This window comes from Salegentibacter haimaensis (genome assembly GCF_054121495.1).
In genome coordinates this window covers 45,297-67,759 of sequence record NZ_JBSYGH010000009.1, presented here as the reverse complement: position 1 = coordinate 67,759, position 22,463 = coordinate 45,297, and the positions used below count along the sequence as shown (strand labels likewise).

23 protein-coding genes are annotated in these 22,463 nt (G+C 41.7%); 11 read left to right on the top strand and 12 right to left on the bottom strand.

Annotated features, from left to right (window positions below):
• Positions 1-11: 11 nt before the first annotated feature.
• The 8 genes from ACW6QP_RS09925 to ACW6QP_RS09890 form a co-directional block, all read right to left on the bottom strand.
• Positions 12-902 carry a tyrosine-type recombinase/integrase gene (locus tag ACW6QP_RS09925; RefSeq protein ID WP_457910720.1) on the bottom strand — a complete coding sequence of 297 codons (891 nt, stop codon included), beginning with the start codon at positions 900-902 and terminating at the stop codon, positions 12-14.
• An 81-nt stretch (positions 903-983) separates the two neighbouring features.
• Positions 984-1,178, bottom strand: a complete 195-nt coding sequence (rpsU, locus tag ACW6QP_RS09920; RefSeq protein ID WP_457910719.1) for a 30S ribosomal protein S21 — start codon at positions 1,176-1,178, stop codon at positions 984-986.
• 413 nt (positions 1,179-1,591) lie between these two features.
• A complete protein-coding gene (locus ACW6QP_RS09915) occupies positions 1,592-2,761 on the bottom strand; it encodes an acyl-CoA dehydrogenase family protein (RefSeq protein WP_457910718.1) in 1,170 nt (389 codons plus the stop codon).
• A gap of 196 nt (positions 2,762-2,957) precedes the next feature.
• Entirely contained in the window at positions 2,958-3,836 is an 879-nt protein-coding gene (locus ACW6QP_RS09910; protein WP_457910717.1) for a ComEA family DNA-binding protein, read from the bottom strand.
• A 12-nt stretch (positions 3,837-3,848) separates the two neighbouring features.
• Positions 3,849-5,924 (bottom strand): amino acid carrier protein, encoded by a 2,076-nt coding sequence (locus ACW6QP_RS09905; RefSeq protein ID WP_457910716.1) that lies wholly within the window; start codon positions 5,922-5,924, stop codon positions 3,849-3,851.
• 117 nt (positions 5,925-6,041) lie between these two features.
• A complete protein-coding gene (locus tag ACW6QP_RS09900) occupies positions 6,042-6,272 on the bottom strand; it encodes a PspC domain-containing protein (RefSeq protein ID WP_457910715.1) in 231 nt (76 codons plus the stop codon).
• A 10-nt stretch (positions 6,273-6,282) separates the two neighbouring features.
• On the bottom strand, positions 6,283-7,563 hold the full coding sequence (locus ACW6QP_RS09895) for a DUF2851 family protein (RefSeq protein ID WP_457910714.1): 1,281 nt from the start codon (positions 7,561-7,563) through the stop codon (positions 6,283-6,285).
• A gap of 67 nt (positions 7,564-7,630) precedes the next feature.
• A complete protein-coding gene (locus ACW6QP_RS09890) occupies positions 7,631-8,341 on the bottom strand; it encodes an SGNH/GDSL hydrolase family protein (protein ID WP_457910713.1) in 711 nt (236 codons plus the stop codon).
• A gap of 32 nt (positions 8,342-8,373) precedes the next feature.
• Between ACW6QP_RS09890 and ACW6QP_RS09885 the strand changes: the two genes are divergently transcribed.
• The 3 genes from ACW6QP_RS09885 to ACW6QP_RS09875 are packed head-to-tail and all read left to right on the top strand — an operon-like array spanning position 8,374 to position 9,544.
• Entirely contained in the window at positions 8,374-8,979 is a 606-nt protein-coding gene (locus ACW6QP_RS09885; protein WP_457910712.1) for a hypothetical protein, read from the top strand.
• A gap of 11 nt (positions 8,980-8,990) precedes the next feature.
• The gene (locus tag ACW6QP_RS09880; RefSeq protein WP_457910711.1) at positions 8,991-9,200 is read left to right on the top strand and encodes a hypothetical protein; all 210 of its coding nucleotides are present in this window, start codon (positions 8,991-8,993) and stop codon (positions 9,198-9,200) included.
• A complete protein-coding gene (locus ACW6QP_RS09875; protein ID WP_457910710.1) occupies positions 9,197-9,544 on the top strand; it encodes a hypothetical protein in 348 nt (115 codons plus the stop codon). Before ACW6QP_RS09880 ends, ACW6QP_RS09875 begins: the two co-directional genes overlap by 4 nt.
• On the opposite strand, the gene ACW6QP_RS09870 is transcribed toward ACW6QP_RS09875, so the two are convergent.
• Positions 9,545-10,525, bottom strand: coding sequence for a PLP-dependent cysteine synthase family protein (locus tag ACW6QP_RS09870; protein WP_457910709.1), 981 nt, complete (start codon positions 10,523-10,525; stop codon positions 9,545-9,547).
• Between the two features lie 83 nt (positions 10,526-10,608).
• Complete coding sequence (locus ACW6QP_RS09865) at positions 10,609-11,841, bottom strand: ABC transporter permease (protein ID WP_457910708.1); 1,233 nt, start codon at positions 11,839-11,841, stop codon at positions 10,609-10,611.
• Between the two features lie 9 nt (positions 11,842-11,850).
• Between ACW6QP_RS09865 and ACW6QP_RS09860 the strand changes: the two genes are divergently transcribed.
• Positions 11,851-13,077 (top strand): exo-beta-N-acetylmuramidase NamZ family protein, encoded by a 1,227-nt coding sequence (locus ACW6QP_RS09860; protein ID WP_457910707.1) that lies wholly within the window; start codon positions 11,851-11,853, stop codon positions 13,075-13,077.
• Positions 13,078-13,172: 95 nt separating this feature from the next.
• Positions 13,173-13,544 (top strand): four helix bundle protein, encoded by a 372-nt coding sequence (locus ACW6QP_RS09855; RefSeq protein WP_457910706.1) that lies wholly within the window; start codon positions 13,173-13,175, stop codon positions 13,542-13,544.
• 115 nt (positions 13,545-13,659) lie between these two features.
• On the opposite strand, the gene ACW6QP_RS09850 is transcribed toward ACW6QP_RS09855, so the two are convergent.
• Positions 13,660-14,154 (bottom strand): YkgJ family cysteine cluster protein, encoded by a 495-nt coding sequence (locus tag ACW6QP_RS09850; RefSeq protein WP_457910705.1) that lies wholly within the window; start codon positions 14,152-14,154, stop codon positions 13,660-13,662.
• Positions 14,155-14,166: 12 nt separating this feature from the next.
• Between ACW6QP_RS09850 and ACW6QP_RS09845 the strand changes: the two genes are divergently transcribed.
• Complete coding sequence (locus ACW6QP_RS09845; protein ID WP_457910704.1) at positions 14,167-14,889, top strand: class I SAM-dependent methyltransferase; 723 nt, start codon at positions 14,167-14,169, stop codon at positions 14,887-14,889.
• Positions 14,890-14,970: 81 nt separating this feature from the next.
• Positions 14,971-15,741: a hypothetical protein gene (locus tag ACW6QP_RS09840; RefSeq protein WP_457910703.1), complete on the top strand. Its 771-nt coding sequence runs from the start codon at positions 14,971-14,973 to the stop codon at positions 15,739-15,741.
• A gap of 734 nt (positions 15,742-16,475) precedes the next feature.
• On the opposite strand, the gene recQ is transcribed toward ACW6QP_RS09840, so the two are convergent.
• The gene (recQ, locus tag ACW6QP_RS09835; RefSeq protein WP_457910702.1) at positions 16,476-18,671 is read right to left on the bottom strand and encodes a DNA helicase RecQ; all 2,196 of its coding nucleotides are present in this window, start codon (positions 18,669-18,671) and stop codon (positions 16,476-16,478) included.
• Between the two features lie 84 nt (positions 18,672-18,755).
• On the opposite strand from recQ, the gene ACW6QP_RS09830 reads away from it, so the two are divergent.
• The 4 genes from ACW6QP_RS09830 to lptB are packed head-to-tail and all read left to right on the top strand — an operon-like array spanning position 18,756 to position 21,678.
• Positions 18,756-19,721, top strand: a complete 966-nt coding sequence (locus ACW6QP_RS09830; protein WP_457910701.1) for a KpsF/GutQ family sugar-phosphate isomerase — start codon at positions 18,756-18,758, stop codon at positions 19,719-19,721.
• Positions 19,721-20,563: a twin-arginine translocase subunit TatC gene (gene tatC / locus ACW6QP_RS09825; protein WP_457910788.1), complete on the top strand. Its 843-nt coding sequence runs from the start codon at positions 19,721-19,723 to the stop codon at positions 20,561-20,563. The genes ACW6QP_RS09830 and tatC overlap by 1 nt, the downstream gene beginning before the upstream one ends.
• A complete protein-coding gene (locus tag ACW6QP_RS09820; protein WP_457910700.1) occupies positions 20,553-20,906 on the top strand; it encodes a carboxymuconolactone decarboxylase family protein in 354 nt (117 codons plus the stop codon). Before tatC ends, ACW6QP_RS09820 begins: the two co-directional genes overlap by 11 nt.
• Before the next feature lie 31 nt (positions 20,907-20,937).
• On the top strand, positions 20,938-21,678 hold the full coding sequence (gene lptB, locus ACW6QP_RS09815; RefSeq protein ID WP_457910699.1) for an LPS export ABC transporter ATP-binding protein: 741 nt from the start codon (positions 20,938-20,940) through the stop codon (positions 21,676-21,678).
• Positions 21,679-22,463 lie beyond the last annotated feature (785 nt).

Sequence of the window (22,463 nt, the reverse complement as noted above, 5' to 3'; positions counted from 1 at the left end):
AAACAAATGAGTTAGCTTTTCTTGTTCCGGGGATGGGCCATTTTATGCGCTTTGCTTAATTGAGCAATATTGTTGTGGGTGTAGACTTGCGTTGAGGCTAAACTCGAGTGACCCAACAACTCCTTTACGGCATTTAAATTAGCTCCCTGGTTCAATAAATGTGTCGCAAAACTATGCCGCAAAATATGCGGACTCTTCTTTAATTTAACAGACACCTCACTAAAATAGCTATTAATTACTCTATAAACAAGGCTTTCATATAATTTAACGCCTTTGGAAGTTACCAGTAATTCGGGGGTGTTCGAGGCTTCCGGTATATTTTTTCTGGCTTCGAGATAGTCTTGCAGGTTTTTCATCACCCCATTGAGCATCGGAATTATCCTCTCCTTATTTCTTTTACCTAAAACCTTTAACTGCCTGGAATTAAAATCTACATCACGTAGCTTTAAACTTATTAGTTCAGCCCTTCGCATCCCTGTAGAATACAAAAGTTCAAGCATAGAGCGATTTCTTAATTCCTCAAAAGTTTCAGCCGGCAAATGATTCAAAACCAGGCCTACCTCTTTTTCAGAAAAAGGAGTTTGGATCTTTTTTGGAGTTTTTAGGGTTTTATGTTTCAAAAGCGGGGATTGCGGAATAGCGCCTGTCTTAACCTGAAATTTATAGAAAGCCTTAAGGGACGAAATTTTACGGTTTACACTTCTATTAGAAATCCCCTCTTCCACCAGCTTTACAATCCAACTTCTTATTTGGGCGTAATTAACCTCCAGCAAATCTTGCTGAGAGTATTCCTGCTGAAGGAAATCTGCAAACGACTCCAGGTCCCTTTCGTAGGCATTTAGGGTATGCGGAGAATAATTTTTCTCCAATTCCAGATATTCCAGAAACTGAGTTTTGGGCATAAAAAAAACTGTTGAACAAACAAAGTTAACAAACTAAGTTTATCCAACAGTTTTAAATTATTCAACGAGACTTAAAGAGATTTAGATCTCTTCCTGATCTCTCAAATGCTGAATGTATTGCGCTTTTTGAATCTGTGCTCTGCGCTCTACCGATGGTTTGGTAAATTGCTGACGACTTCTAAGCTGACGCATAGTTCCTGTTTTATCGAACTTTCGCTTAAAACGCTTTAGCGCTCTATCTATATTTTCTCCGTCTTTAACTGGTATAATTAACATAGTATCATAACCTCCCTTCTTTTAGAATGGCTGCAAAGATAATTCAAATCTAAATATCTGCAAGAATTATTCTTTTTTATTTCGCTGCCGGCCTGTACTCTTTCTTGTCGATCACCATTTTGGCGATAAAAAAGAACATTTTCGCCAAAATGCCCATCAGCTATTTCGCTGCCGGCCTGTACTCTTTCTTGTCGATCACCATTTTGGCGATAAAAAAAGGACATTTTCGCCAAAATGCCGATCAGCTATTTCGCCGCAGGCCTGTACTCTTTTTTGTCGATTACCATTTTGGCGATGAAAAAGAACATTTTCGCCAAAATGCCGATCAGCTATTTCGCTGCCGGTCTGTACTCTTTCTTGTCGATCACCATTTTGGCGATAAAAAAGAACATTTTCGCCAAAATGCCCATCAGCTATTTCGCTGCCGGCCTGTACTCTTTCTTGTCGATCACCATTTTGGCGATAATTTCTCTCAAAATTTCAGAGGTGCCTCCTCCTATAGGGCCAAGTCTGCTATCCCGAAGCATTCTGGCCAGCGGATACTCTTCCATATAACCATAACCTCCCAGCATCTGCAAACAGTTATAAATAACTTCATCGGCCATTTTCGTTGAGATCAGTTTAGACATACTGGCTTCCTTAACCACGTATTCGCCCTGGTCTAATCGCCTGGTGACCGAATAATTAAATTCTTTTGAAACTTCAATTTCACTGGCCATATCGGCTACTTTATGCCGTAGCGCCTGGAAACGATCTATACTCTTCCCAAAGGCTTCGCGCTCGGCCATATAACCCAGGGTGTACTCAAGCGCATAAGCCGCCCTTGCGTGAGCATTTACTCCCATAATTAGCCTTTCCAAAGCAAAATGCTGCATAATATATGGGAATCCTTTGCCTTCCTCTCCCATTAAGTTTTCAGCAGGAATTTTCACATTATCAAATGCAATCTCTCCCGTATCTGAAGCTCTCCAGCCAAGTTTATCCAATTTAGTAGAAGAAATCCCGGGAGTATCGCGATCTACTACAAAGATGCTCATCCCTTTATTTCCTTTTTCGGGATCGGTCTTGGCTGCCACTACAAGATAATCTGAAAACACCCCGTTGGTTATAAAAGTTTTGGAGCCATTTAACACATAGTGATCCCCCTTTTTTATCGCAGTAGAACGCATCCCTGCAACATCTGAACCTCCAAAGGGTTCGGTGATGCACAAACAACCAATCATATCGCCTTCAATACTGGGCGCAAGATATTTTTCCTTTATTCTTTGATCACCTTCCTTTAAAAGGTGTGTCATAGCCAAATAAGCGTGTGCCCACATCGCCGCAGCGAAGCCGCCGGAATTTATTCGTTGTAATTCTTCCAGGAAAATTATGGTATAAAATAAATCCAGGTTCATCCCGCCAAACTCTTCGGGTTGATTAAGACCAAAGTACCCCATCTCTCCAAATTTTTTCCAGATAAACCTCTCTATTTCCCCGGTTTTTTCCCACTTTTCTATATGCGGAACCACTTCTTTTTGAAGAAACTCTCTAAAGCTCTTTCTGAAAAGTTCGTGCTCCTCGTTAAAGTACATACTGTTCATTCTTACTAATTTCGGTTTGCTCAATTGCTGAGAACTTTTTCAGATTAGCCTAAACCAGGCCTAATCCTAAAAGTTTAATTACTATTATATTTTGTGAAAATTTTCTGCCACTATATTCCCGGCTAATTTAACCCCAAAAACTCAATTTTAAAATCTTCGGCCGGAGATTTGACCCAGATTAAAAAACTATAAATTTTTAATCTATGGTCAAATATAATCGAATTTGATCTATTTTATCATAAGGAAAACCGTCTATTTTTGACAATTCCTCAAAATCCTGAATTCCTTCGCGAAGAGCACGATAATCTACAATTTCTCTGGCGAGCTCATAATCGAAGTAAGGCAGCTCGGCGAGCTCAAGCACTCCTGCCCTGTTAATACTGATTAATCCAGGAAAACCTGATAGTTCCACTTTAAATTCTTCTGCGATTTTTTCCCTCAATTCGAAATTGAGTCCGTAGACATCTTTAAGCTGAAGCATATCTCTGAAACCACCAATTTTATTACGATAATTAATAATTCTTGTGGCCAGCACCTCTCCAATTCCGGATATCTGTTGCAACTCCCGGGCTTCTGCCAGGTTCAGGTCTTTTCGATCCCCTGAACTTTTGCTGTTTGTACGTGGCTTAGCATTTTCTGAATAAGTATTCCTGTTATTGACAAATTCAGGAAAGCGGAAATACGGTGATATACTTGCCAAAAGAGAGTCTGAAATCCCGGTTACTTGCTGAAACTCGATCGCTGAATTTATCCATTGATTGCCAGCCCTAAATTTCAGCAACCTGTCTATTTCCTCAGGGCTCATTCCTAAAACATACCCCCTGTAATCGGTGAGAAAATTGGGATTGAAAGGATAGATTTTTACGGTATCGGCAGCTATATCCTGCGCCTTGATGGAATCCAGTTTCTTTTGAAAAGCAAGGATTTCAGCATTTTGAATTTCTTCAGCTTTCCCGGAAGGGCGATTTCCGGAAAGAAAATAGAACGCCTGCAGTAAAATTATAATGCCCACCAAAACAAAAATCCCATTTTGTTGCTTCCGGGAAAAAACAAAATGGGATTTTATGGGTTTCATCTGTGGTTTACATTAGCTGGCTTTGGCCTCTTCCCGTTGTTTTTTGAAAAGTTCGCCGGCCTTTAATTTACGGAAATATTCCCTTAAATCTTCCCGCACCTCACCAGACATTATGTAAAGTCCTATAATATTAGGGAAAGACATCGCAAGAATCATCATATCTGAGAAATCCAGTACAGCACCCAAACTTACCGATGCTCCTACCACTACGAATACCAGGAACAAAATTTTGTAAATCAGCTCGTTCTTTTTACTCTTTCCGAAGAGATAGGTCCAGGAACGCATCCCATAATAAGACCAGGAAATCATCGTAGAGAAAGCAAAAAGGAAAACCGCAGCTGCAAGTACATAGGGGAACCAGGAAATAACGCTGGCGAAAGCTTCAGAGGTTAATTGTGCTCCTCCAATCCCTTCAACTTCGTGCATTCCGGTAAAAATCAATACCAGGGCAGTTAGAGTACAAACCACTACGGTATCGATAAAAGGCTCTAATAAAGCTACAAAACCTTCAGAAGGAGGATGATTGGTTTTGGCTGGGGCAATAGCCGCAGAACCAACCCCTGCCTCATTCGAAAATGCTGCCCGCTGGAACCCAACAATTAACACTCCAATTACGCCCCCTTTTAATGCCGTTGGGCTAAATGCTCCGTCAATAATAGCATTAAATGCAGGACCGATATTATCTATATTAATTATGATTACTGTTAAGGCTCCAAGCACATAGACTGCAGCCATAAACGGCACTACTTTTCCGGTTACTTTTGCGATACTTTGAATTCCTCCAATAATAACAATACCAACAAGTACTGCCACTACCAGCCCAAACCAGAATCCATTCCCGGTTAACATCGGGAATTGTCCTGAAAGAATTTCAAAAGACTGGTTGGCCTGGAACATATTTCCACCTCCAAAAGAGGCTCCAATTCCCAGAACAGCAAAGAAGCCGGCAAGGAACTTACCAAGCCCGCGCATATTGCGTTTTTCCAGTCCGTATCTCAAATAATTCATCGGGCCTCCAAATACACGCCCTTCAGAATTGATAAAACGATACTTTACACCCAGGGTACATTCTACAAATTTTGAAGACATTCCTAAAAGCCCGGCGATAATCATCCAGAAAGTAGCTCCCGCTCCTCCAAGAGAAACCGCTACGGCTACCCCGGCAATATTTCCAAGACCTACAGTAGCCGAAACAGCTGTTGCAAGAGCCTGGAAATGTGTAATACTTCCGGGTGCATTGGGATCGTCATATTTTCCTTTGGCAAGATCGAGAGAGTGTTTAAATCCGCGAATATTGATAAAGCCCATTCGAACGGTGAAAAATGCCGCACCCAATATTAACCACACTACAATAAATGGAATATTATGAGTTTGCGGATCCCCGTTTGGATGGGTTAAAACTACAGGAGTATCGTATTGAATTTGGGCAAGGTTATGTGCCCCGGCCTCTATTACGTGCTGGGTATTTTCCCAGTTGTAGATTACCCCGCCTTCCTTAACCAGGTATTTTACAGTACCTGTGGCGTTGGCGTATACATTAAGATCGGCTCCTTTTTCTGAAGAAACCACAGCGATTTGATCGCCTTCCTCAACGTGGCCGCCTTCTTCAATTAGCCATTCCTTGAGTATAAATTTATCTTCCAAATCGGCACTCCAGCCTGGAATAGACACATATTTTAAATCGGCATAGCTTACCGGGTCATAAATTCCCATTGCTGTGAAAGGATCCCAGAAAAGTATGGCAGTCATCTTTTCTACGATAGGCACAAAAGTCCCATTAAAATGCTCTGTAACAGCTTCAGCCGGAATTTTTTCTTCCACCACAGTTTCATTGCCGGCAGCATCTGAAACTATCACCGTATAAGTAATCCCTTCTGAAAGGCCTTCGGCGCGTGAGGAAGTTAGTGGAGTATCCTGGTCACTCCATTTGTATTGGTAGGGAGGCTGCCCTCCGGTAACTTTAAGATTGATAAATCCGTCATTTATAATCCGGGACGGATTCCCCGGTTCGGTTTCCACTTGTAGTTCCTGAGCATTCAGGATAAAAAATGAAAAGATTAAGAACGATGAAAGCAAATACTTTCTCATATAGAATAATGGTTGTTTAATTTAGAAGTGAAATTTAACGCGAAGCAAGATGCTAAAAAATTGTGCTTTTTCAAATTTTTAGGAGTTAAAATGCAAAAGATATGTTAATAATCAAATTCACAAATCGAATACAGAGCTGCGTTTGGTATAAACCAAATCTTTTAGTTTAAGCCAGAATGCCAGGGTTAGATAAACCACAAAGCCAATTCCCATAGTAAAGAAGGAGGCGTAAATAAAAAATAAACGCACACTTTTGGCCCGCATTCCCATTTTATCGGCAAGGCGGGAAGACACATAAAAACCATGTCTCTCAAAAAAATACCTGATATTATGTACAAGTTTTGGCATGCCCTCAAAGTTATACATTTTGCTGTAATAGATGTACGCCTAATTCACATTCCAGGCAAAGATGTTTTTCGCAATAAAATTGTTTCATTTCCAGTAGCCCCTGTGATTCCAAAGCAGTTTTTGAAGTTCCGGGTCGCAAAGTGTTGAAATGCTTTACCTGAGAATTTTTTTCTGAAGCTATTGCGCTAATAAAATCCAGCAATCTCTCCTCTTCTTCCCTGCCTATATATTTAGAATAGCAAAAACGCAAAGGGATAAGCGTATTGATAATCAAAAGATCCACGAAATTTCTGCTCAATTTCTTTCTCCTGAATTTATGCTTTTTACCGAAGTTGTAATGCTTCTGCCAGTAGGCTGAAGCTTCCGCATCAAAAATCTGATATAGCTCCATAGCTGTTTCGGCATCCATAAGCCGCTGAAACAAACGCGGGTTCTTCACATACACTCCCACCAATTGAGAAAGCCTTATGGTGGGGAAATTATCGGGTCGAAGCCTGAAAAACTTCACAGGAATCACCTGCCTGTTATTCATTTTGAATTTTAACTTTAAAAAATCATATTCTTTCTTCAGAGTCTTCAGCCAAAAATCTTCAAGACTTGATTCCAGAAGCCCCGCCTGCCCCATCAACAAGGCCTCTGCCCTGGCAGGCTCCTGCAATGATTTCTGAAAAATTTTAAAATCAAAACTACCGGCAATACTCTCAAAAGCATCAGCATTAACCTGAAGGCCGAAATTTCTTGCTAAATTCTTGAATAAAACCGCTTCCCAATTATTCCCCGATTGCTGCAAATCTTTTAGAATAACTTCCGTTTTTCGTTCCAGCCGCTCCAAATAAAGACGCTCTAACCATCGATTAAGCCTGAAATCTTCAAAATAAACAAAGTCTTTCTCGCAGCTAATAAATTCTGGTTTTTGGCTAAGTAAGCTTTCATATTTTTTCAGAATTCCGGGAGAACTCAGGTTCTTTAATTCCAAACCTGGAATGGGACTGTTATCCTTGCGGTACACCTCGACATCTTCCTCCCATACCACGTGCAGGATCACATTATCATAAGCAGGATCTGTTTCGTGTTGATGAAAATACCAGTCTGAACTTCGCACGTGAATTTCAACATTGCCGGCCCAGACTTGTTCTCCAATGCGAAGCCGGGCATTAAAAAAGTCGGGGCCGGCCTGCAAATTATGGCTTCCGGTGTCAATAAGTTCTATCTCTTCACCCGCGGTGGTTTTAGCCCGGGTAAAATCGAATTTCTTATAGCGCCATAAATAATGAAGAAAATCTTCCTGCATTCCGGTAGTTTTGAGCGATTAAAAGCCACAAAACTTTAAAAATAAACAGGCTGAAATTTTTAAAAAACTATGATGCTCCCGCTGGTAATTTTTGGGTGATTTCGTCTATAATTTCCTGTACCCATAACCTGTACATCGTTGCACTGGGATGTAGTTCATCTTCTACCAACAAATCGGCATCGCGAGCTGCTTCCCTGGAAATAGGAGTAATATTATAGAACGGCACCTCAAACTCGTCGGCTACTCTCTTAAAAACCCGGTTAAACTCATTGATTTCTGCGCTTATTTCTTCTGAATTTTCGCCTGCAAAGGGCGTCACTCCATAATCTGGGATGCTCAAAGCAAACATTCCCTTTTCCCGTCTTTTGGAATAATTCAAGGCCATCTTAAAGATATTTCGTAGCTCTTCCTCATATTCCCTTATGCTCTTGCCCTGGTATTGATTGTTTACTCCTATAAGCACCGAAACCAAATCGAACTGCCTGGTATAGTTAAGCTCATTCTCCATCGCATTATAAAGGTTACGCGTAGTCCAGCCGGTTTGGGCAATAATTTTAGGTGGAGCTACTTCATAGCCACGGTTGTTTAATTCGCTTACCAGTTGAACCGGCCAACGTTCGTTGACCGCTACCCCCTCACCTATGGTATACGAATCTCCCAAAGCTAAATAACTGTAACGATTGGGATTCTCAAGGCTTTCAGCCCCAACTTCTGAACTGCCTCCGCAGGCAATTAACAGACTTAAAAAAGGAATTAAAATTGCTAAGTATTTTTTCATCATAGATTATTTTGGACTGAAAATAATGTATTTTGCAGCAAACCGAAATTTTAAAACAGGATTTAGCTCAATTTTATATGAAAAGATTAATCTTACTAGCCGTTTTGTTTCTCGCCCAAAGCTTAAGTGCACAGCAAAATCCCGCCCGGGAATTTTGGGATAAATTAAAAGAAAACTGCGGACTGGCATTTGAAGGGGAGATCATAGAAGGTAGTGAAAATGATGCTTTTGCAGGAAAAAAACTTATCATGCACCTGCGAAGCTGTGAAAGAGACAAAGTTCGCATTCCGTTTATAGTGGGGACCGATTATTCCAGAACCTGGGTTCTAAGTTATGAGGATGACCGAATTCAATTAAAACACGACCACAGGCACGAAGACGGCAGCGAAGATAAAATAACCTGGTACGGCGGCACCGCCTCTAATACAGGGCTTGCCAACCTGCAAATTTTTCCGGCCGATGATCACACCGCCGATCTAATTCCTGCCGCAGCAACCAATGTTTGGTGGATAGAACTTGACAATGAAAGTTTTATCTATAATCTGAAAAGGATTGGATCTTCCAATCAATTCAGCGTGAAATTCGATCTCACCAATCCCATAGAAACCCCCGATGCTCCCTGGGGATGGGAAGATTAAAATTTGCTGTTATGAATTTAGATAGAAATCAGGATGAAGTGGAAGATCGGTATAAAGCAGGCTGGAAACCCGAACAGCGAAAGAAAAAACCTCAACCAAAGGAAGAAAAGGACCGCAATGCTTTTCAGCGGTTTTTTAAAAGATTCGGTTATTCGGTATGGTTGCTGGTGATGGCTGTTGGAGGTATTATCGCCTTTATAATTTCTCTTTTCTTACTGTGACCTGGCTTAAAATCTACTTTTATCTTTCGGCCATTTTATTTGGCCTGTATCAACTGGGACTTTTCCTGGACTTTGAGTTTCACCCCATACTCACAAATTACCTAGCCGATTTTCTCTGTATGCCTATTGTACTATACCTATGCTTAATCGCTGTGAGATTTGCAAAAAACAAACCCGGGCTTAAACTCCCGGGTTTCAGTATAATTTCTCTGTTTATTCTTTATTCCCTTTATTTTGAACTGCTGCTTCCGCCTTTGCACTGGCGTTACACTGCCGATCCTGTAGACGTTGTACTTTACGGCCTGGGAAGCGGCATATTCTATTTTCTTCAGAAGAAAGATTAATTAATCTATATAGCCCATTTTCTTCATCCACTCGTCATTGTACATTTTCCCCACATACCTGCTGCCGTGATCGTGAAACAACACCACGACTACATCATCTTTGGTAAAATGTTCCTTTAACTGAAGTAAGCCCTTTGCCGCGGCTCCTGCCGAATTCCCCAAAAAGAAACCTTCTTCTTTTGCCAGTTTTCGGGTGTAGATTGCCGCATCTTTATCGGTCACCTTGGTAAAGCCATCTATTATGCTGAAATCTACATTTTTTGGCAAAATATCCTCTCCAATCCCTTCGGTTACATAAGGATAGATTTCATTTTTGTCGAAGATCCCGGTCTCATGGTATTTTTTAAAAACAGAACCATAGGTATCTATACCCCAAACCTTGATATTCGGGTTTTGCTCTTTCAGATATTTCCCCACACCCGAAATCGTTCCGCCGGTACCTACTCCCACTACAAAGTGAGTTACTTTGCCATCGGTTTGTTTCCAAATCTCGGGTCCGGTAGTTTCGTAATGCGCTTTGGCGTTGCTCAAATTGTCGTATTGATTTACATACCACGAATTTGGGGTTTCTTCGGCCAGTCTTTTGGAAGTTGAATAATAAGATCTTGGATCTTCAGGCTCAACATCGGTGGGGCACACGATTACCTCACTGCCCACAGCTCTTAAAATATCGATCTTTTCCTTGCTTTGCTTATCTGAAATCACACAAACCATCTTGTATCCCTTCACGATCGCCGCCAGGGCAAGCCCCATCCCTGTATTCCCCGAGGTTCCTTCTATGATAGTTCCCCCGGGTTTTAATTTTCCGGAGGCTTCAGCATCTTCGATCATCTTAACAGCCATACGATCTTTCACCGAATTCCCCGGATTAAAAGTCTCGTACTTGGCTAAAACCAAAGCATCGATTTCTTTAGTGATTTTATTCATTTTTACCAATGGCGTGTTCCCAATGGTTCCCAATATATTTTCAGCGTATTCCATAGTTTTCATTTACGGCTGCAAAGGTATAACTTCAAGTGCAGCCCCCAAATCCTTGATTTACAAATAAGATTTAATTCCTGGTTTTATTCAAATTTAATAGCCTTTAAAGGGGAGATTCGGCTTATGATCATAGACGGAATTAAAAGCATTAGCATACATAATAATAAAGTGCCCAGGTTCACCCCAATAATATAATCCCAGCTAAGATACACAGGTACTTCGGTTACATAGTAAGTTTGCGGGTCTAGCGGGAAGAGCTTAAAATGCTTTTGAAGCAATAATAAGCCAAGGCCTAAAAGGTTCCCCCAGAAAAGCCCGAGAAAAATAAGATACCCGGCATTATAAAGAAATATTTTGCGAATACTCCAGTCGGCAGTCCCCAGGGCTTTTAATATTCCTACCATTTGCGTGCGTTCCAGAATGAGCACCAGCAAGGCGGTGATCATATTTATCCCGGCCACCAGGATCATAATTCCTATAATCAGCGCAATATTAAAATCGAATAGCGAAACCCATTCAAAGATCGAATAATACTTTTGGGTAATGGTTTGAGTGTCTAAAAACGAATCGGTGTTTTCATAGATTTCCTGGCCTTTATAATCTATATCCCCAAAATCTTCGAGAAAAACTTCAAAACCTCCCACTTCATCTTCATTCCAACGATTAATTCGCTGAATATGCCTTATATCGGCCATCACATATAACTCATCAAACTCCTTAAAACCCGATTCATAAATTCCGGTGATCTCGAAAGCACGTAATAAAGGTCTTTCAGACTCCTCTCTTAAAAAATATGTCGGGATTTTATCTCCCACCTTTAATTGCAGCCGGTTTGCCAGATAAGAGGAAATTAAAACCTCATCATTGAGATTATTCGAAAAATCAGGCAATTTGCCTGATTTCAAAAACTCCCCGAAATTGCTCCAGTTATAATCTTCACCCAGGCCTTTTACTATAATGCCTTCAAAATCGGTTTCTGTACGAACAATCGCAGCTTTGGTAGCTACAGCCTGCACGTGGGCTACCCCTTCTACAATATTAAAATCCGGATAAAAATCCTGGTTTTTAGAAACCGGGGTGAGTGAAACCTGGGAAGAATTATTGTCGAAATTGCTAATGCTAATGTGCCCGTTAAATGCAGTGATCTTTTCCCGTATTTTTTGCTGAAGTCCGAAACCGGTGGCAAATGCCGCCAGCATCATAATCACACCAATAGCAATTGCAGCAATGGCAATTTTTATAATTGGGGCAGATATGCTACTTTTATGGCCTTTCGCGCCAATGAGGCGTTTAACGACAAATAATTCGAAATTCAAATTCTCAAGATGATTAACAGGTTTTTCAAAAGTACATTTTTATTCGCTTTTACCGCACTTCTTTCCTGCGGAAACCAAAACACCAAAGATAAGTCTGAAGAGTTGGCTCAAAATACTGAAGCCGAAATAACTTCAGCAGAAATCATAGTGGGCGCTAACCGCACTGAAGCTTATTTACCTATGCTCGAAGGCAAAAAAGTTGGACTGGTAGGCAATCAAAGTTCGCGAATCAAAAATGGCGAAACCTATACTCACCTTGTAGATTCCCTGCTAGCCCTGGAGGTAGATTTTGTTAAGGTTTTCGCCCCCGAACACGGTTTTCGGGGAACTGCCGATGCCGGCGAGGTGATTAAAGACGGTAAAGATGCTCAAACCGGGTTGCCGGTTATTTCGCTCTATGGCGATAATAAAAAACCAAAACCCGAACAGCTTGAAAATATCGATGTTCTGCTTTTCGACCTGCAGGATGTAGGCGCCAGGTTTTACACCTATATCTCTACCCTGCACTATGTGATGGAAGCCTGCGCCGAGAATGATATTCAACTCATAGTTCTGGATCGTCCAAATCCAAACGGGCATTATATAGATGGTCCCATCCTGGAAACTCAGCATCAAAGTTTTGTAGGAATGCACCCCATCCCTACTGTTCACGGACTCACAATGGGTGAATATGCAAAAATGATAAACGGGGAAAAATGGCTTAAAAACGGCATACAAACCCAGCTGGAGGTAATCACTATGGAGAATTGGGATCATTCAAAACCTTATAGCCTTCCGGTAAAGCCTTCGCCTAACTTACCCAACGATAAGTCTATAAATCTTTATGCCAGTCTTTGCTTTTTTGAGGGCACCAATGTAAACGCCGGCCGGGGAACCGATAAGCAATTTCAGGTTTTTGGCTCTCCCTTTCTCGACGCCGGTTATTTTGACTATAGTTACACACCCGAATCTAAAGACGGCGCTAAAAATCCGAAGCACCTGGGCAAAGAATGTTACGGTCGGGACTTAAGTGATCACGAAGATCTTGATTACCTAAACCTCGAATGGCTCATCGAAGCCTACCAAAACACCGAAAACCAGTCTGAATTCTTCAATGCTTTCTTTACCAAACTGGCAGGCACCAAAACACTTCAGCAACAAATCGAAAAGGGCCTAAGCGCCGAAGAAATTCGCGCCACCTGGAAGACAGGGTTGGAGGAGTTTGAGGTTAAGAGGAAAACATATTTATTATATTAACTAGCCACTTTCCTATAAGGGATGTTGCCCGTTTCCGGTTGCCCGTTTTATTTATTTAGAATTTTTGATTACTTCCAGCCTAAAAAATTTTAAATATGGCAGACTCTTATCAACAACTGGAAATTTATGAAAAGTCACTTGAATTATTTTTCAAAACACATAAATTAAGTCTCCAATTACCTAAATATGAAACTTATGAATTAGGTAGTCAATTAAGAAGATCCTCAGATTCTATCAACACTAATATTGTGGAAGGTTATGGACGTAAACGCTACAAAGCCGATTTTCTAAAATTTCTGGTCTATGCTCACTCAAGCTGTGATGAAACCAAAAATCATCTAAGAAAAATTGAATTTCTTTATCCAGCACTCTCTTCACCACTAGATAACCTTAAACAAGACTATGACATCCTCGGTGCAAAGATTTATAATTTCATAAAATATGTAGAAAAATCCTGGAAAGTATAATATATTTTTTCCCAGGCAACCGGAAACAGGAAACAGGCAACAGACAACCCGCAACCCGAAACTGGATTTAGCCAATACTTGGAAACAAAGGGAATACCCCAAATTTCGGCTTCAATTAAGCTTTGACCCTCCTCTTCATCTCCTCCACAATATTAAACGCCGCGGGGCAAATAGCGGTATTTTTTATAGTTAGATTCGAAATTTTATGAAAATCCTTGCGATCGGTATGAGGATATTCTCTGCAAGCTTTTGGGCGAACCTCGTAGATGAGACAATAATTGTCGGGGGCGAGGAAAGCACAGGGCACCTGCTGCAAAACATAATCATTATCTTCATCAACTTTCAAATATTGCTCAATAAACTGCTGAGGTTTTAGCTTGAGATGTTTGCTAATACGCTCAATATCCTTGTTGGTAAAAAGCGGCCCGGTAGTTTTACAGCAATTGGCGCAGTCAAGACAATTGGTGCGGGAGAATTCTTCCTCGTGTAGTTGCTGCATTTGACGATCCAGGTCCTTAGGTGGTTTTTTCCTTAGCTTCGAAAAGAATTTTTTATTCTCCTTATGCTTATCTTTGGCCCTTTCCTGTAAACTTTCTAAAATCTCCTTCATCCCGGCAAAGTTATGAATAAGACAGACATCTTCGGAAAAGCCATTAAGGCTTATTTCAAAAATGGTGATCCAACGCCAATTAAAGTGCATTCTGCCGATTTTGATGATGATGAAATTCCCGTAGAATACCTTTTCAGAAATTTTGAAGAAATGCCGGTTTTGGAGCAAAAAGCGCTAAATCTTTGCCGGGGCCGTGTTCTCGATGTGGGTTGTGGCGCCGGAAGTCATGCGCTTTATCTTCAGGAAGAAAAAAAGCTGGAGGTTTATGCCATCGATACTTCTGAAGGGGCCATAGAAGTAGCCCGTGCCCGCGGAATAAAATCGGCTGAAGCTATCGACTTCTTCAACCTTTCAGGCGAAAAATTCGATACTGTTTTGATGCTGATGAATGGTAGTGGCATCATTGGAAAACTTCAGAATCTAACAAAATTCTTTCAGCATTCAGCAAAACTGCTGAATCCCGGTGGTAAAATTTTACTGGACTCCTCAGACCTCAGCTACCTTTTCGATGCCGATGAAGATGGCGGGATTTGGGTAAATCCGGAAGACGGGTATTATGGGGAACTGCAATATCAAACCAGCTATAAAGGCGAATTTTCAGAAAATTTCGACTGGCTTTATGTAGATTTTGAAAGCCTCAAGTATGCCGCTGAAGCTAACGGGTTTAATTGTAAACTCATCAAAAAAGGAGATCACTACGATTACCTGGCCGAATTGAGCCCTAAAGCAAAATAAACCCGGAAGCATACAAGTCCTTGAGAATTAAGCTTTCAATAATCGATTTAATTTTTATTTTTACGCAAATTGAAAAAGCAGATGAGCAGATTTTATAAATCCCTACTTTTAATTTTTGTCTTATTTCTAGGCAGTTGTAATCAGGATTCCAACGATGCTGACGGCGGGATTAATAAAACAGCAAATTTGCGAGGTCTTGGCGATTCGGCCAGAGAGTTGCTTAGCGATGATGAATTCACTTCTATGCATCTCGAGATAGTTTATGTAGATGGGTACCAGCCCGAGGCTTCAGCGATTGCCGGATTTAAACAATTTCTGGAGCAGCGCACCTACAAACCCGATGGCATCAATATTAGTATGCGGGCGGCTTCTTCTTCGGGAAAGGCGCCTTTTTCTATTCAGGAAATAGCCGATATTGAAAAAGACGAACGCACAATTTATAATGCAGGTGATGAAATCGCCGTTTATGTCTACTTTGCCGACGGCAGTAATGAAGATGATGAAAACAACAAATTCGTACTTGGTTCAGCCTTTCGGAATACCAGCATCGTGATTTACGGGGAAACCGTGAAAAAATTTGCCGCCAGAGCCGGCGCACCTTCAAAATCTGATATAGAAGAGGCCGTACTTAATCACGAATTCGGACATCTTTTTGGTCTGGTAGATCTTGGTACCGAGGCGCAAAGCGACCACGTAGACTCCGACAACCGCGGGCATTGCACTACCTCAGGCTGCCTTATGCAGGCTTCGATCGAATTCGGAAGCGGGATTATCGATGAAATCGAGGGCGGCCGTGTTCCCAGCTTAGGCGATGCCTGTATTTTAGATTTGCAGGCCAATGGGGGGAGATAAGTTCCGGGCTGCGGGTTTAAAAGGTTCGAGGTTCGAGGTTCAAGGTTCAAGGTTCAAGGTTCAAGGTTCAAGGTTCGATATTAAAAAAACCATCCAGAGAATTAATGAATTTTGCTTTTCATTTTTTCACCAACCGAAACCAGAGAACTGACAATACAAAACTGAGCCCCAAAATTAAAAACAGTAACAACAAACCACAAACAACAAACCCCAAACAATAAACAACAGACAACCGAGAACTGACAACAGACAACAGACAGGTTCAAGGTTCAAGGTTCAAGGTTCAAGGTTTGTGGAGTGTGGAGTCCTGAATAGAGTTGACCCTTTTTGGAGTTAGTTGTTAATTTAAAATTACTAATTCTTTTCTTTTTTCACCAACCGAAAACAGAGAACTGACAACACAGAACAGAGCCTGGAAACAGGCAACAACAAACCACAAACAATAAACAACAAACACCCCACAACAGACAACCGAGAACTGAGAACTGAGAACTGCCAGATTCAAGGTTCAATATTATAAGAACACTTTTAATCAAGCCAGGGAATTAGCTAATCTTCATTTTTATCACCAACCGAAAACAGAGAACTGACAATACAAAACTGAGCCCCAAAATTAAAAACAGTAACAACAAACCCCAAACAATAAACAACAAACACCTCACAGCAGACAACCGAGAACTGAGAACCCAGAACCGAGAACCGAGAACAGACAACCCAGAACAGACTACCGAAAACTAATTCGCTACCTCGCTAATAAATTTGATTCTGTACAACCGCAACTCCTCATCATCATATTCCCCGTCGAATTCATCTATGGCCGCATCTATTTTATCGGTTTCAGCTTCCAGGAAGTATTCGTGAATTTCTTCCTGCTGGTCTTCATCTAGAATATCATCTATCCAGTAATCGATATTAAGCTTGGTTCCGCTATAGACTATAGCTTCCATTTCTTTAATGAATTCTGGCATTTCCATACCCTTGGCCGAGGCTATATCATCTAAAGGCAATTTTCGGTCTACGCTCTGAATGATATAAAGCTTCAACGCCGAATTCGCTCCGGTGGTTTTAACCACCAAATCATCGGGTCTAATGATGTCATTTTCCTCTACATAATCCTTGATAAGAGACACGAATTCTTTTCCATATTTCTTGGCTTTGCCCTCTCCTACTCCGTATATATTGCCCAGTTCTTCAAGGTTTATAGGATATTTAAGCGCCATATCTTCCAGTGAAGGTTCCTGAAATACCGCAAACGGAGGCACTTCCAGCTTATGGGCTACTTTTTTACGAAGATCCCGCAGCATTTTCACCAGTTGCTTGTCTACCCCGGCGCTACCTGCCTGTGCGGGGGGAGCAGCTTCAGTAGTAGCATCGAAAATATGATCGTCGGTCATCATAAAACTCTGCGGATTCTTTAAAAATTCCTCTCCTTTTTCAGTAAGTTTTATCACTCCATAAGATTCGATATCCTTCCGAAGATAACCTGCAACCAATACCTGTCTTAATAAGGCCATCCAGTATTTGGAATCCCGGTTGCTTCCTTTTCCATAAAGCGGATTTTCATCGGTTTTATGAGACAGGATTACCGCATTCGATTTTCCTATCAGAGTTTTCACTATTTCCTTAGCTTTGTATAGCTGTCGGGTGCCTTTTACGGTTTTCAGCAACAATTCAACCTCTTCCTGTGCTTCGTGTTTTTTCTTGGGATGCCGCACATTATCGTCCATAGTGCCGCCATCGCCGGTTTTTTCGTCGAATTCCTCGCCAAAATAATGCAGAATAAACTTGCGCCGGGAAATGGAAGTTTCAGCATAGGCTACGACTTCCTGCAACAGCGCGTGACCTATTTCCTGTTCGGCAACAGGTTTGCCACTCATAAACTTTTCGAGTTTCTCGATATCTTTGTAGGAATAGAAGGCCAGGCAATGCCCTTCGCCACCATCTCTTCCGGCGCGACCGGTTTCCTGATAATAACTTTCAATGCTTTTGGGGATATCGTGATGAATCACAAAACGCACATCGGGCTTATCGATTCCCATCCCAAAGGCGATAGTTGCCACCACCACATCTATATCTTCCATAAGGAACATATCCTGATGTTTCGATCGGGTTTTGGCATCCAGACCTGCGTGATATGGCACGGCATTAATGCCGTTTACCTGCAGGGTTTGAGCCAGCTCCTCAACCTTTTTACGGCTTAAGCAATAGATAATCCCCGATTTTCCTTCGTTTTGTTTTACAAATCGAATAATATCGGCATCTACGTTTTTCGTTTTTGGCCTTACTTCATAGTATAAATTAGGCCGGTTAAAACTGGCTTTAAAGGTATTGGCATCGGGAATACCCAGGTTTTTCAGAATATCTTCCTGCACCTTGGGCGTGGCCGTAGCCGTTAACGCGATAATTGGAATATTATCGCCAATTCTTTTAATGATTTGTCTCAGATTTCGGTATTCTGGCCTGAAATCGTGCCCCCATTCACTAATACAGTGCGCCTCATCTATAGCCATAAATGAGATGGTTTGCTGCCTGAGAAAATCTACATGATCTTCTTTGGTAAGCGATTCAGGCGCAACGTAAAGTAATTTGGTAATCCCATTGGCTATATCTTCCTTTACCTGTTTTACCTCGGTTTTGTTCAGGGAAGAATTAAGCACATGGGCTACGCCGTGTTCCGAGGAAATTCCACGAATAGCATCTACCTGGTTTTTCATGAGAGCGATTAGGGGCGAAACCACAATTGCTGTTCCATCTTCAATCAACGCAGGGAGTTGGTAACATAGGGATTTCCCTCCTCCGGTAGGCATCACCACAAAAGTATTATGCTTATTCACAATACTGGTGATCACCTTTTCCTGAAGCCCTTTGAATTGGCTAAATCCAAAGTACTTCTTGAGCTGTTGGTGTAAATCAATTTCGGTCAAACTCATTCAATTGTGTTACAATTTTACATACATTTGCATAACTAAAGATACATATTTCTTTACTACTCACAATTCATAATTAATTCAAATTTGAAACTCCAGGAAAAAATTCTTACTGCTGCAAAAGAAACTATTTCCACCGAAGCCAAAGCGATTGCAAATTTAGAACATCTTATTGATAATGAGTTCGTTCAGGCGGTTGAATCTATTTATAATTCCAAAGGAAGAGTTATCGTAACCGGAATTGGCAAAAGTGCCATTATTGCCAATAAAATTGTGGCCACTCTCAATTCTACCGGAACTCCGGCAATCTTTATGCACGCCGCCGATGCCATTCACGGAGACCTGGGCATAATCCAGCAGGATGATGTGGTGATTTGTATTTCAAAAAGCGGAAACAGCCCCGAGATTAAAGTTTTGGTTCCCTTTATTAAAGATTTTAATAATACCCTTATTGGCATCACTGCCAATAAAGAATCATACCTGGGCCAATCGGCCGATTTTGTGCTGAATTCCTTTGTCGAAAAAGAGGCCTGCCCTAATAATCTGGCGCCAACTACCAGTACCACCGCCCAGATGGTGTTGGGCGATGCCCTTGCAATTTGCCTGCTGAAGTTAAAAGGCTTTTCCAGTAAAGATTTCGCCAAATATCACCCCGGTGGTTCCCTGGGCAAAAAGCTGTATTTGCGCGTTGGCGATATTACCGCTCAGAACATGCAGCCAAAAGTTAGCCCCGAAACCGGTATAACCGATGTTATTATCGAAATTTCTGAAAAAATGCTGGGCGTTACCGCAGTAATAGAAAACGATGAAATAGTAGGTATTATTACCGATGGTGATATTCGCAGAATGCTTCGAAATACCACAGAAATAAAAGAACTTACCGCCGCCGATATTATGAGCAAGAATCCGAAAAGCATCGATGAGGCCGAACTGGCGGCCGATGCCCTGGAAGTGCTTGAAGCTAATAAAATCTCACAGCTGCTGGCAACCCGGGAGGGAAAATATTCGGGCGTGGTACATTTACATAATCTTATTCGTGAAGGTATTCTATGATGAAAAAAATTGGCACTCCCCAACCCGATGAAATGTCGTTTCTCGATCACCTGGAAGACCTGCGATGGCACCTTATTCGCGCTACCCTCTCGGTAGTGATCGCCGCCGGAATCGCTTTTCTCTTTAAAGGTTTTATTTTTGATAATTTACTCTTTGGCCCCAGTCGGGGAGATTTTTTCTCCTACGATATGCTTTGCCGAATTTCTACCTCTCTGGGAATGGATGCCGGCTTCTGTTTCGACGAGATGCCTTTCCGAATTCAGAGTAGAACTATGGGCGGGCAGTTTTCAGCACATATCTGGACCTCGATCACCGCCGGCTTCATCATCGCATTTCCTTATGTGATCTATCAGTTCTGGCAGTTCGTCGCCCCGGCTATGCACGACAATGAAAGAAAATATGCCAAAGGTTTTATCCTGGTTACCTCCCTGCTGTTTTTTGCCGGCGTATTGTTCGGTTATTACGTGGTAACCCCGCTTTCCATTAATTTCCTCGGAAAATACCAGGTGAGCGATATGGTATTCAACGATTTTGACCTGAGCAGTTATATTGGCCTGGTGAAGGCTTCAGTCCTGGCCAGCGGACTCATTTTTGAGCTTCCGGTGGTGATTTATTTCCTTACCAGAGTTGGGGTGGTGACCCCACAATTTCTTCGGAAATATCGCAAATACGCCCTGGTCATCGTGCTGATTCTTTCAGCAATAATCACCCCGCCCGATATTGTAAGCCAGATCATTGTGGCGATTCCCGTATTGGTTTTATATGAAGTAAGCATCCTGATTTCCCGAATAATTTATAAACAGGAACAACGAAAATTAAGAAAACAAGGCTATGATAAATAAAGTTGATGAATTTAATTCCTATCGTCAGCAAATGAACGATAAGATCCTCCAGGAAAACAATAAAGTCCTGAAGCGTATATTCAACCTGGACACCAATGCTTTTACCGAAGGTGCCCTTGACAAGAAAACAAAAGAATTGCTTGGCCTGGTGGCTTCGCTGGTGCTGCGCTGCGATGATTGCGTAAAATATCATTTGGAAAGCAGCCATAAGGAGGAGATTAGCCGGGAAGAAGTAATGGAAACTTTAAGTATTGGCACCCTTATTGGGGGAACCATCGTAATTCCGCATTTAAGACGTGCATTTGAATTCTGGGAAGCTTTGGAGGCTAAAGCTCAGCAATAATTCCTGTACCTTAAGGGCAAAATATCGCTAAATGAAATTACGTGCCGAAAAACTTGTAAAAACCTATAAGGGCCGCGCGGTCGTGAAGGGGATTTCTGTAGAAGTTAACCAGGGAGAGATCGTTGGTTTGCTGGGACCAAATGGTGCCGGAAAAACTACTTCCTTTTATATGATCGTAGGCCTTATTAAACCCAATGGTGGTAAGATCTTTCTTGAAAAGACCGATATCACAAAATTCCCCATGTATAAACGGGCCCAGAATGGGATAGGTTATTTGGCGCAGGAAGCCTCGGTCTTTCGGAAATTGAGCATAGAAGATAATATTATGAGTGTGCTCGAGCTCACCAAACTCAGCAAAAAAGAGCGGCAGTTAAAGATGGAATCCTTAATCGAAGAATTCGGTTTGGGACACATCAGGAAAAACCGGGGAGATTTATTAAGCGGGGGAGAACGCCGAAGAACAGAGATCGCCCGTGCCCTTGCTACCGATCCCAACTTTATACTTCTCGATGAACCTTTTGCGGGAGTAGACCCTGTTGCTGTAGAAGACATTCAGCGCATTGTAGCCCAGCTTAAAGATAAAAATATCGGGATCCTCATCACCGATCATAACGTACAGGAAACCCTGGCCATCACCGATCGCACATACCTAATGTTCGAAGGAAGCATCCTGAAACACGGCGTCCCCGAAGAACTCGCCGCCGATGAAATGGTACGAAAAGTCTACCTGGGTCAAAACTTCGAACTACGCAAAAAGAAGATTTTTAATTAGGTCTCTATGATTTGTTAGTTTTAAAACTGCCACGAATTATTTACAATATAACTTCCTGCAAGGTCTCAAAGACCTTGTAGGTATCTAGAAAATAAAACCACATATTTTGGTTCAGGCCAATTCCAAACCTACAAGGTTTCAAAAACCTTGCAGGAGGTCTGTACCCTCTTTAGAGGTTAAGGCCCTTCATTTAGAGGATCTCTCTCTACATAACCAAATCCACGTATAAGAAAATAAATATTCCCCCTTAGGGGGTTAGGGGGCCGGGCTAGGGGCTTACCAGTAGGACTTCCTGCAAGGTCTCCAAGACCTTGTAGGTATCTAGAAAATACAACCACCTACCTTTATCAGGCCTAAATCAAACCTACAAGGTTTAAAAAACCTTGCAGGAGGTCTGTACCCTCTTTAGAGGTTAAGGCCCTTCATTTAGAGGATCTCTCTCTACATAACCAAATCCACGTATAAGAAAATTAATATTCCCCCTTTGGGGGTTAGGGGGCTTGGGGGCCAGGGGGCTTACCAGTAGAACTTTCTGCAAGGCCTCAAAGACCTTGTAGCTATCTAGAAAAAACAACCACCTATTTTTGTCAGGCCAACTCCAAACCTACAAGGTTTAAAAAACCTTGCAGGAGGCCAGTTTCCAAAATTCCCCCTTAGGGGGTTAGGGGGCCGGGCCAGGGGGCTTACCAGTGAGACTTCCTGCAAGGTCTCAAAGACCTTGTAGCTATCTAGAAAAAACAACCACCTATTTTTGTCAGGCCAACTCCAAACCTACAAGGTTTAAA

Coding starts and splice junctions, on each gene's coding strand:
- ACW6QP_RS09925 (WP_457910720.1), bottom strand. CDS start 902: ATGCCCAAAACTCAGTTTCTGGAATATCTGGAATTGGAGAAAAATTAT.
- rpsU (WP_457910719.1), bottom strand. CDS start 1,178: ATGTTAATTATACCAGTTAAAGACGGAGAAAATATAGATAGAGCGCTA.
- ACW6QP_RS09845 (WP_457910704.1), top strand. CDS start 14,167: ATGAATAAGACAGACATCTTCGGAAAAGCCATTAAGGCTTATTTCAAA.
- ACW6QP_RS09895 (WP_457910714.1), bottom strand. CDS start 7,563: ATGCAGGAAGATTTTCTTCATTATTTATGGCGCTATAAGAAATTCGAT.
- ACW6QP_RS09840 (WP_457910703.1), top strand. CDS start 14,971: ATGAGCAGATTTTATAAATCCCTACTTTTAATTTTTGTCTTATTTCTA.
- tatC (WP_457910788.1), top strand. CDS start 19,721: ATGAAAAAAATTGGCACTCCCCAACCCGATGAAATGTCGTTTCTCGAT.
- lptB (WP_457910699.1), top strand. CDS start 20,938: ATGAAATTACGTGCCGAAAAACTTGTAAAAACCTATAAGGGCCGCGCG.
- recQ (WP_457910702.1), bottom strand. CDS start 18,671: ATGAGTTTGACCGAAATTGATTTACACCAACAGCTCAAGAAGTACTTT.
- ACW6QP_RS09820 (WP_457910700.1), top strand. CDS start 20,553: ATGATAAATAAAGTTGATGAATTTAATTCCTATCGTCAGCAAATGAAC.
- ACW6QP_RS09855 (WP_457910706.1), top strand. CDS start 13,173: ATGGCAGACTCTTATCAACAACTGGAAATTTATGAAAAGTCACTTGAA.
- ACW6QP_RS09900 (WP_457910715.1), bottom strand. CDS start 6,272: ATGCCAAAACTTGTACATAATATCAGGTATTTTTTTGAGAGACATGGT.
- ACW6QP_RS09910 (WP_457910717.1), bottom strand. CDS start 3,836: ATGAAACCCATAAAATCCCATTTTGTTTTTTCCCGGAAGCAACAAAAT.
- ACW6QP_RS09860 (WP_457910707.1), top strand. CDS start 11,851: ATGATTAACAGGTTTTTCAAAAGTACATTTTTATTCGCTTTTACCGCA.
- ACW6QP_RS09890 (WP_457910713.1), bottom strand. CDS start 8,341: ATGAAAAAATACTTAGCAATTTTAATTCCTTTTTTAAGTCTGTTAATT.
- ACW6QP_RS09880 (WP_457910711.1), top strand. CDS start 8,991: ATGAATTTAGATAGAAATCAGGATGAAGTGGAAGATCGGTATAAAGCA.
- ACW6QP_RS09915 (WP_457910718.1), bottom strand. CDS start 2,761: ATGAACAGTATGTACTTTAACGAGGAGCACGAACTTTTCAGAAAGAGC.
- ACW6QP_RS09870 (WP_457910709.1), bottom strand. CDS start 10,525: ATGGAATACGCTGAAAATATATTGGGAACCATTGGGAACACGCCATTG.
- ACW6QP_RS09850 (WP_457910705.1), bottom strand. CDS start 14,154: ATGAAGGAGATTTTAGAAAGTTTACAGGAAAGGGCCAAAGATAAGCAT.
- ACW6QP_RS09905 (WP_457910716.1), bottom strand. CDS start 5,924: ATGAGAAAGTATTTGCTTTCATCGTTCTTAATCTTTTCATTTTTTATC.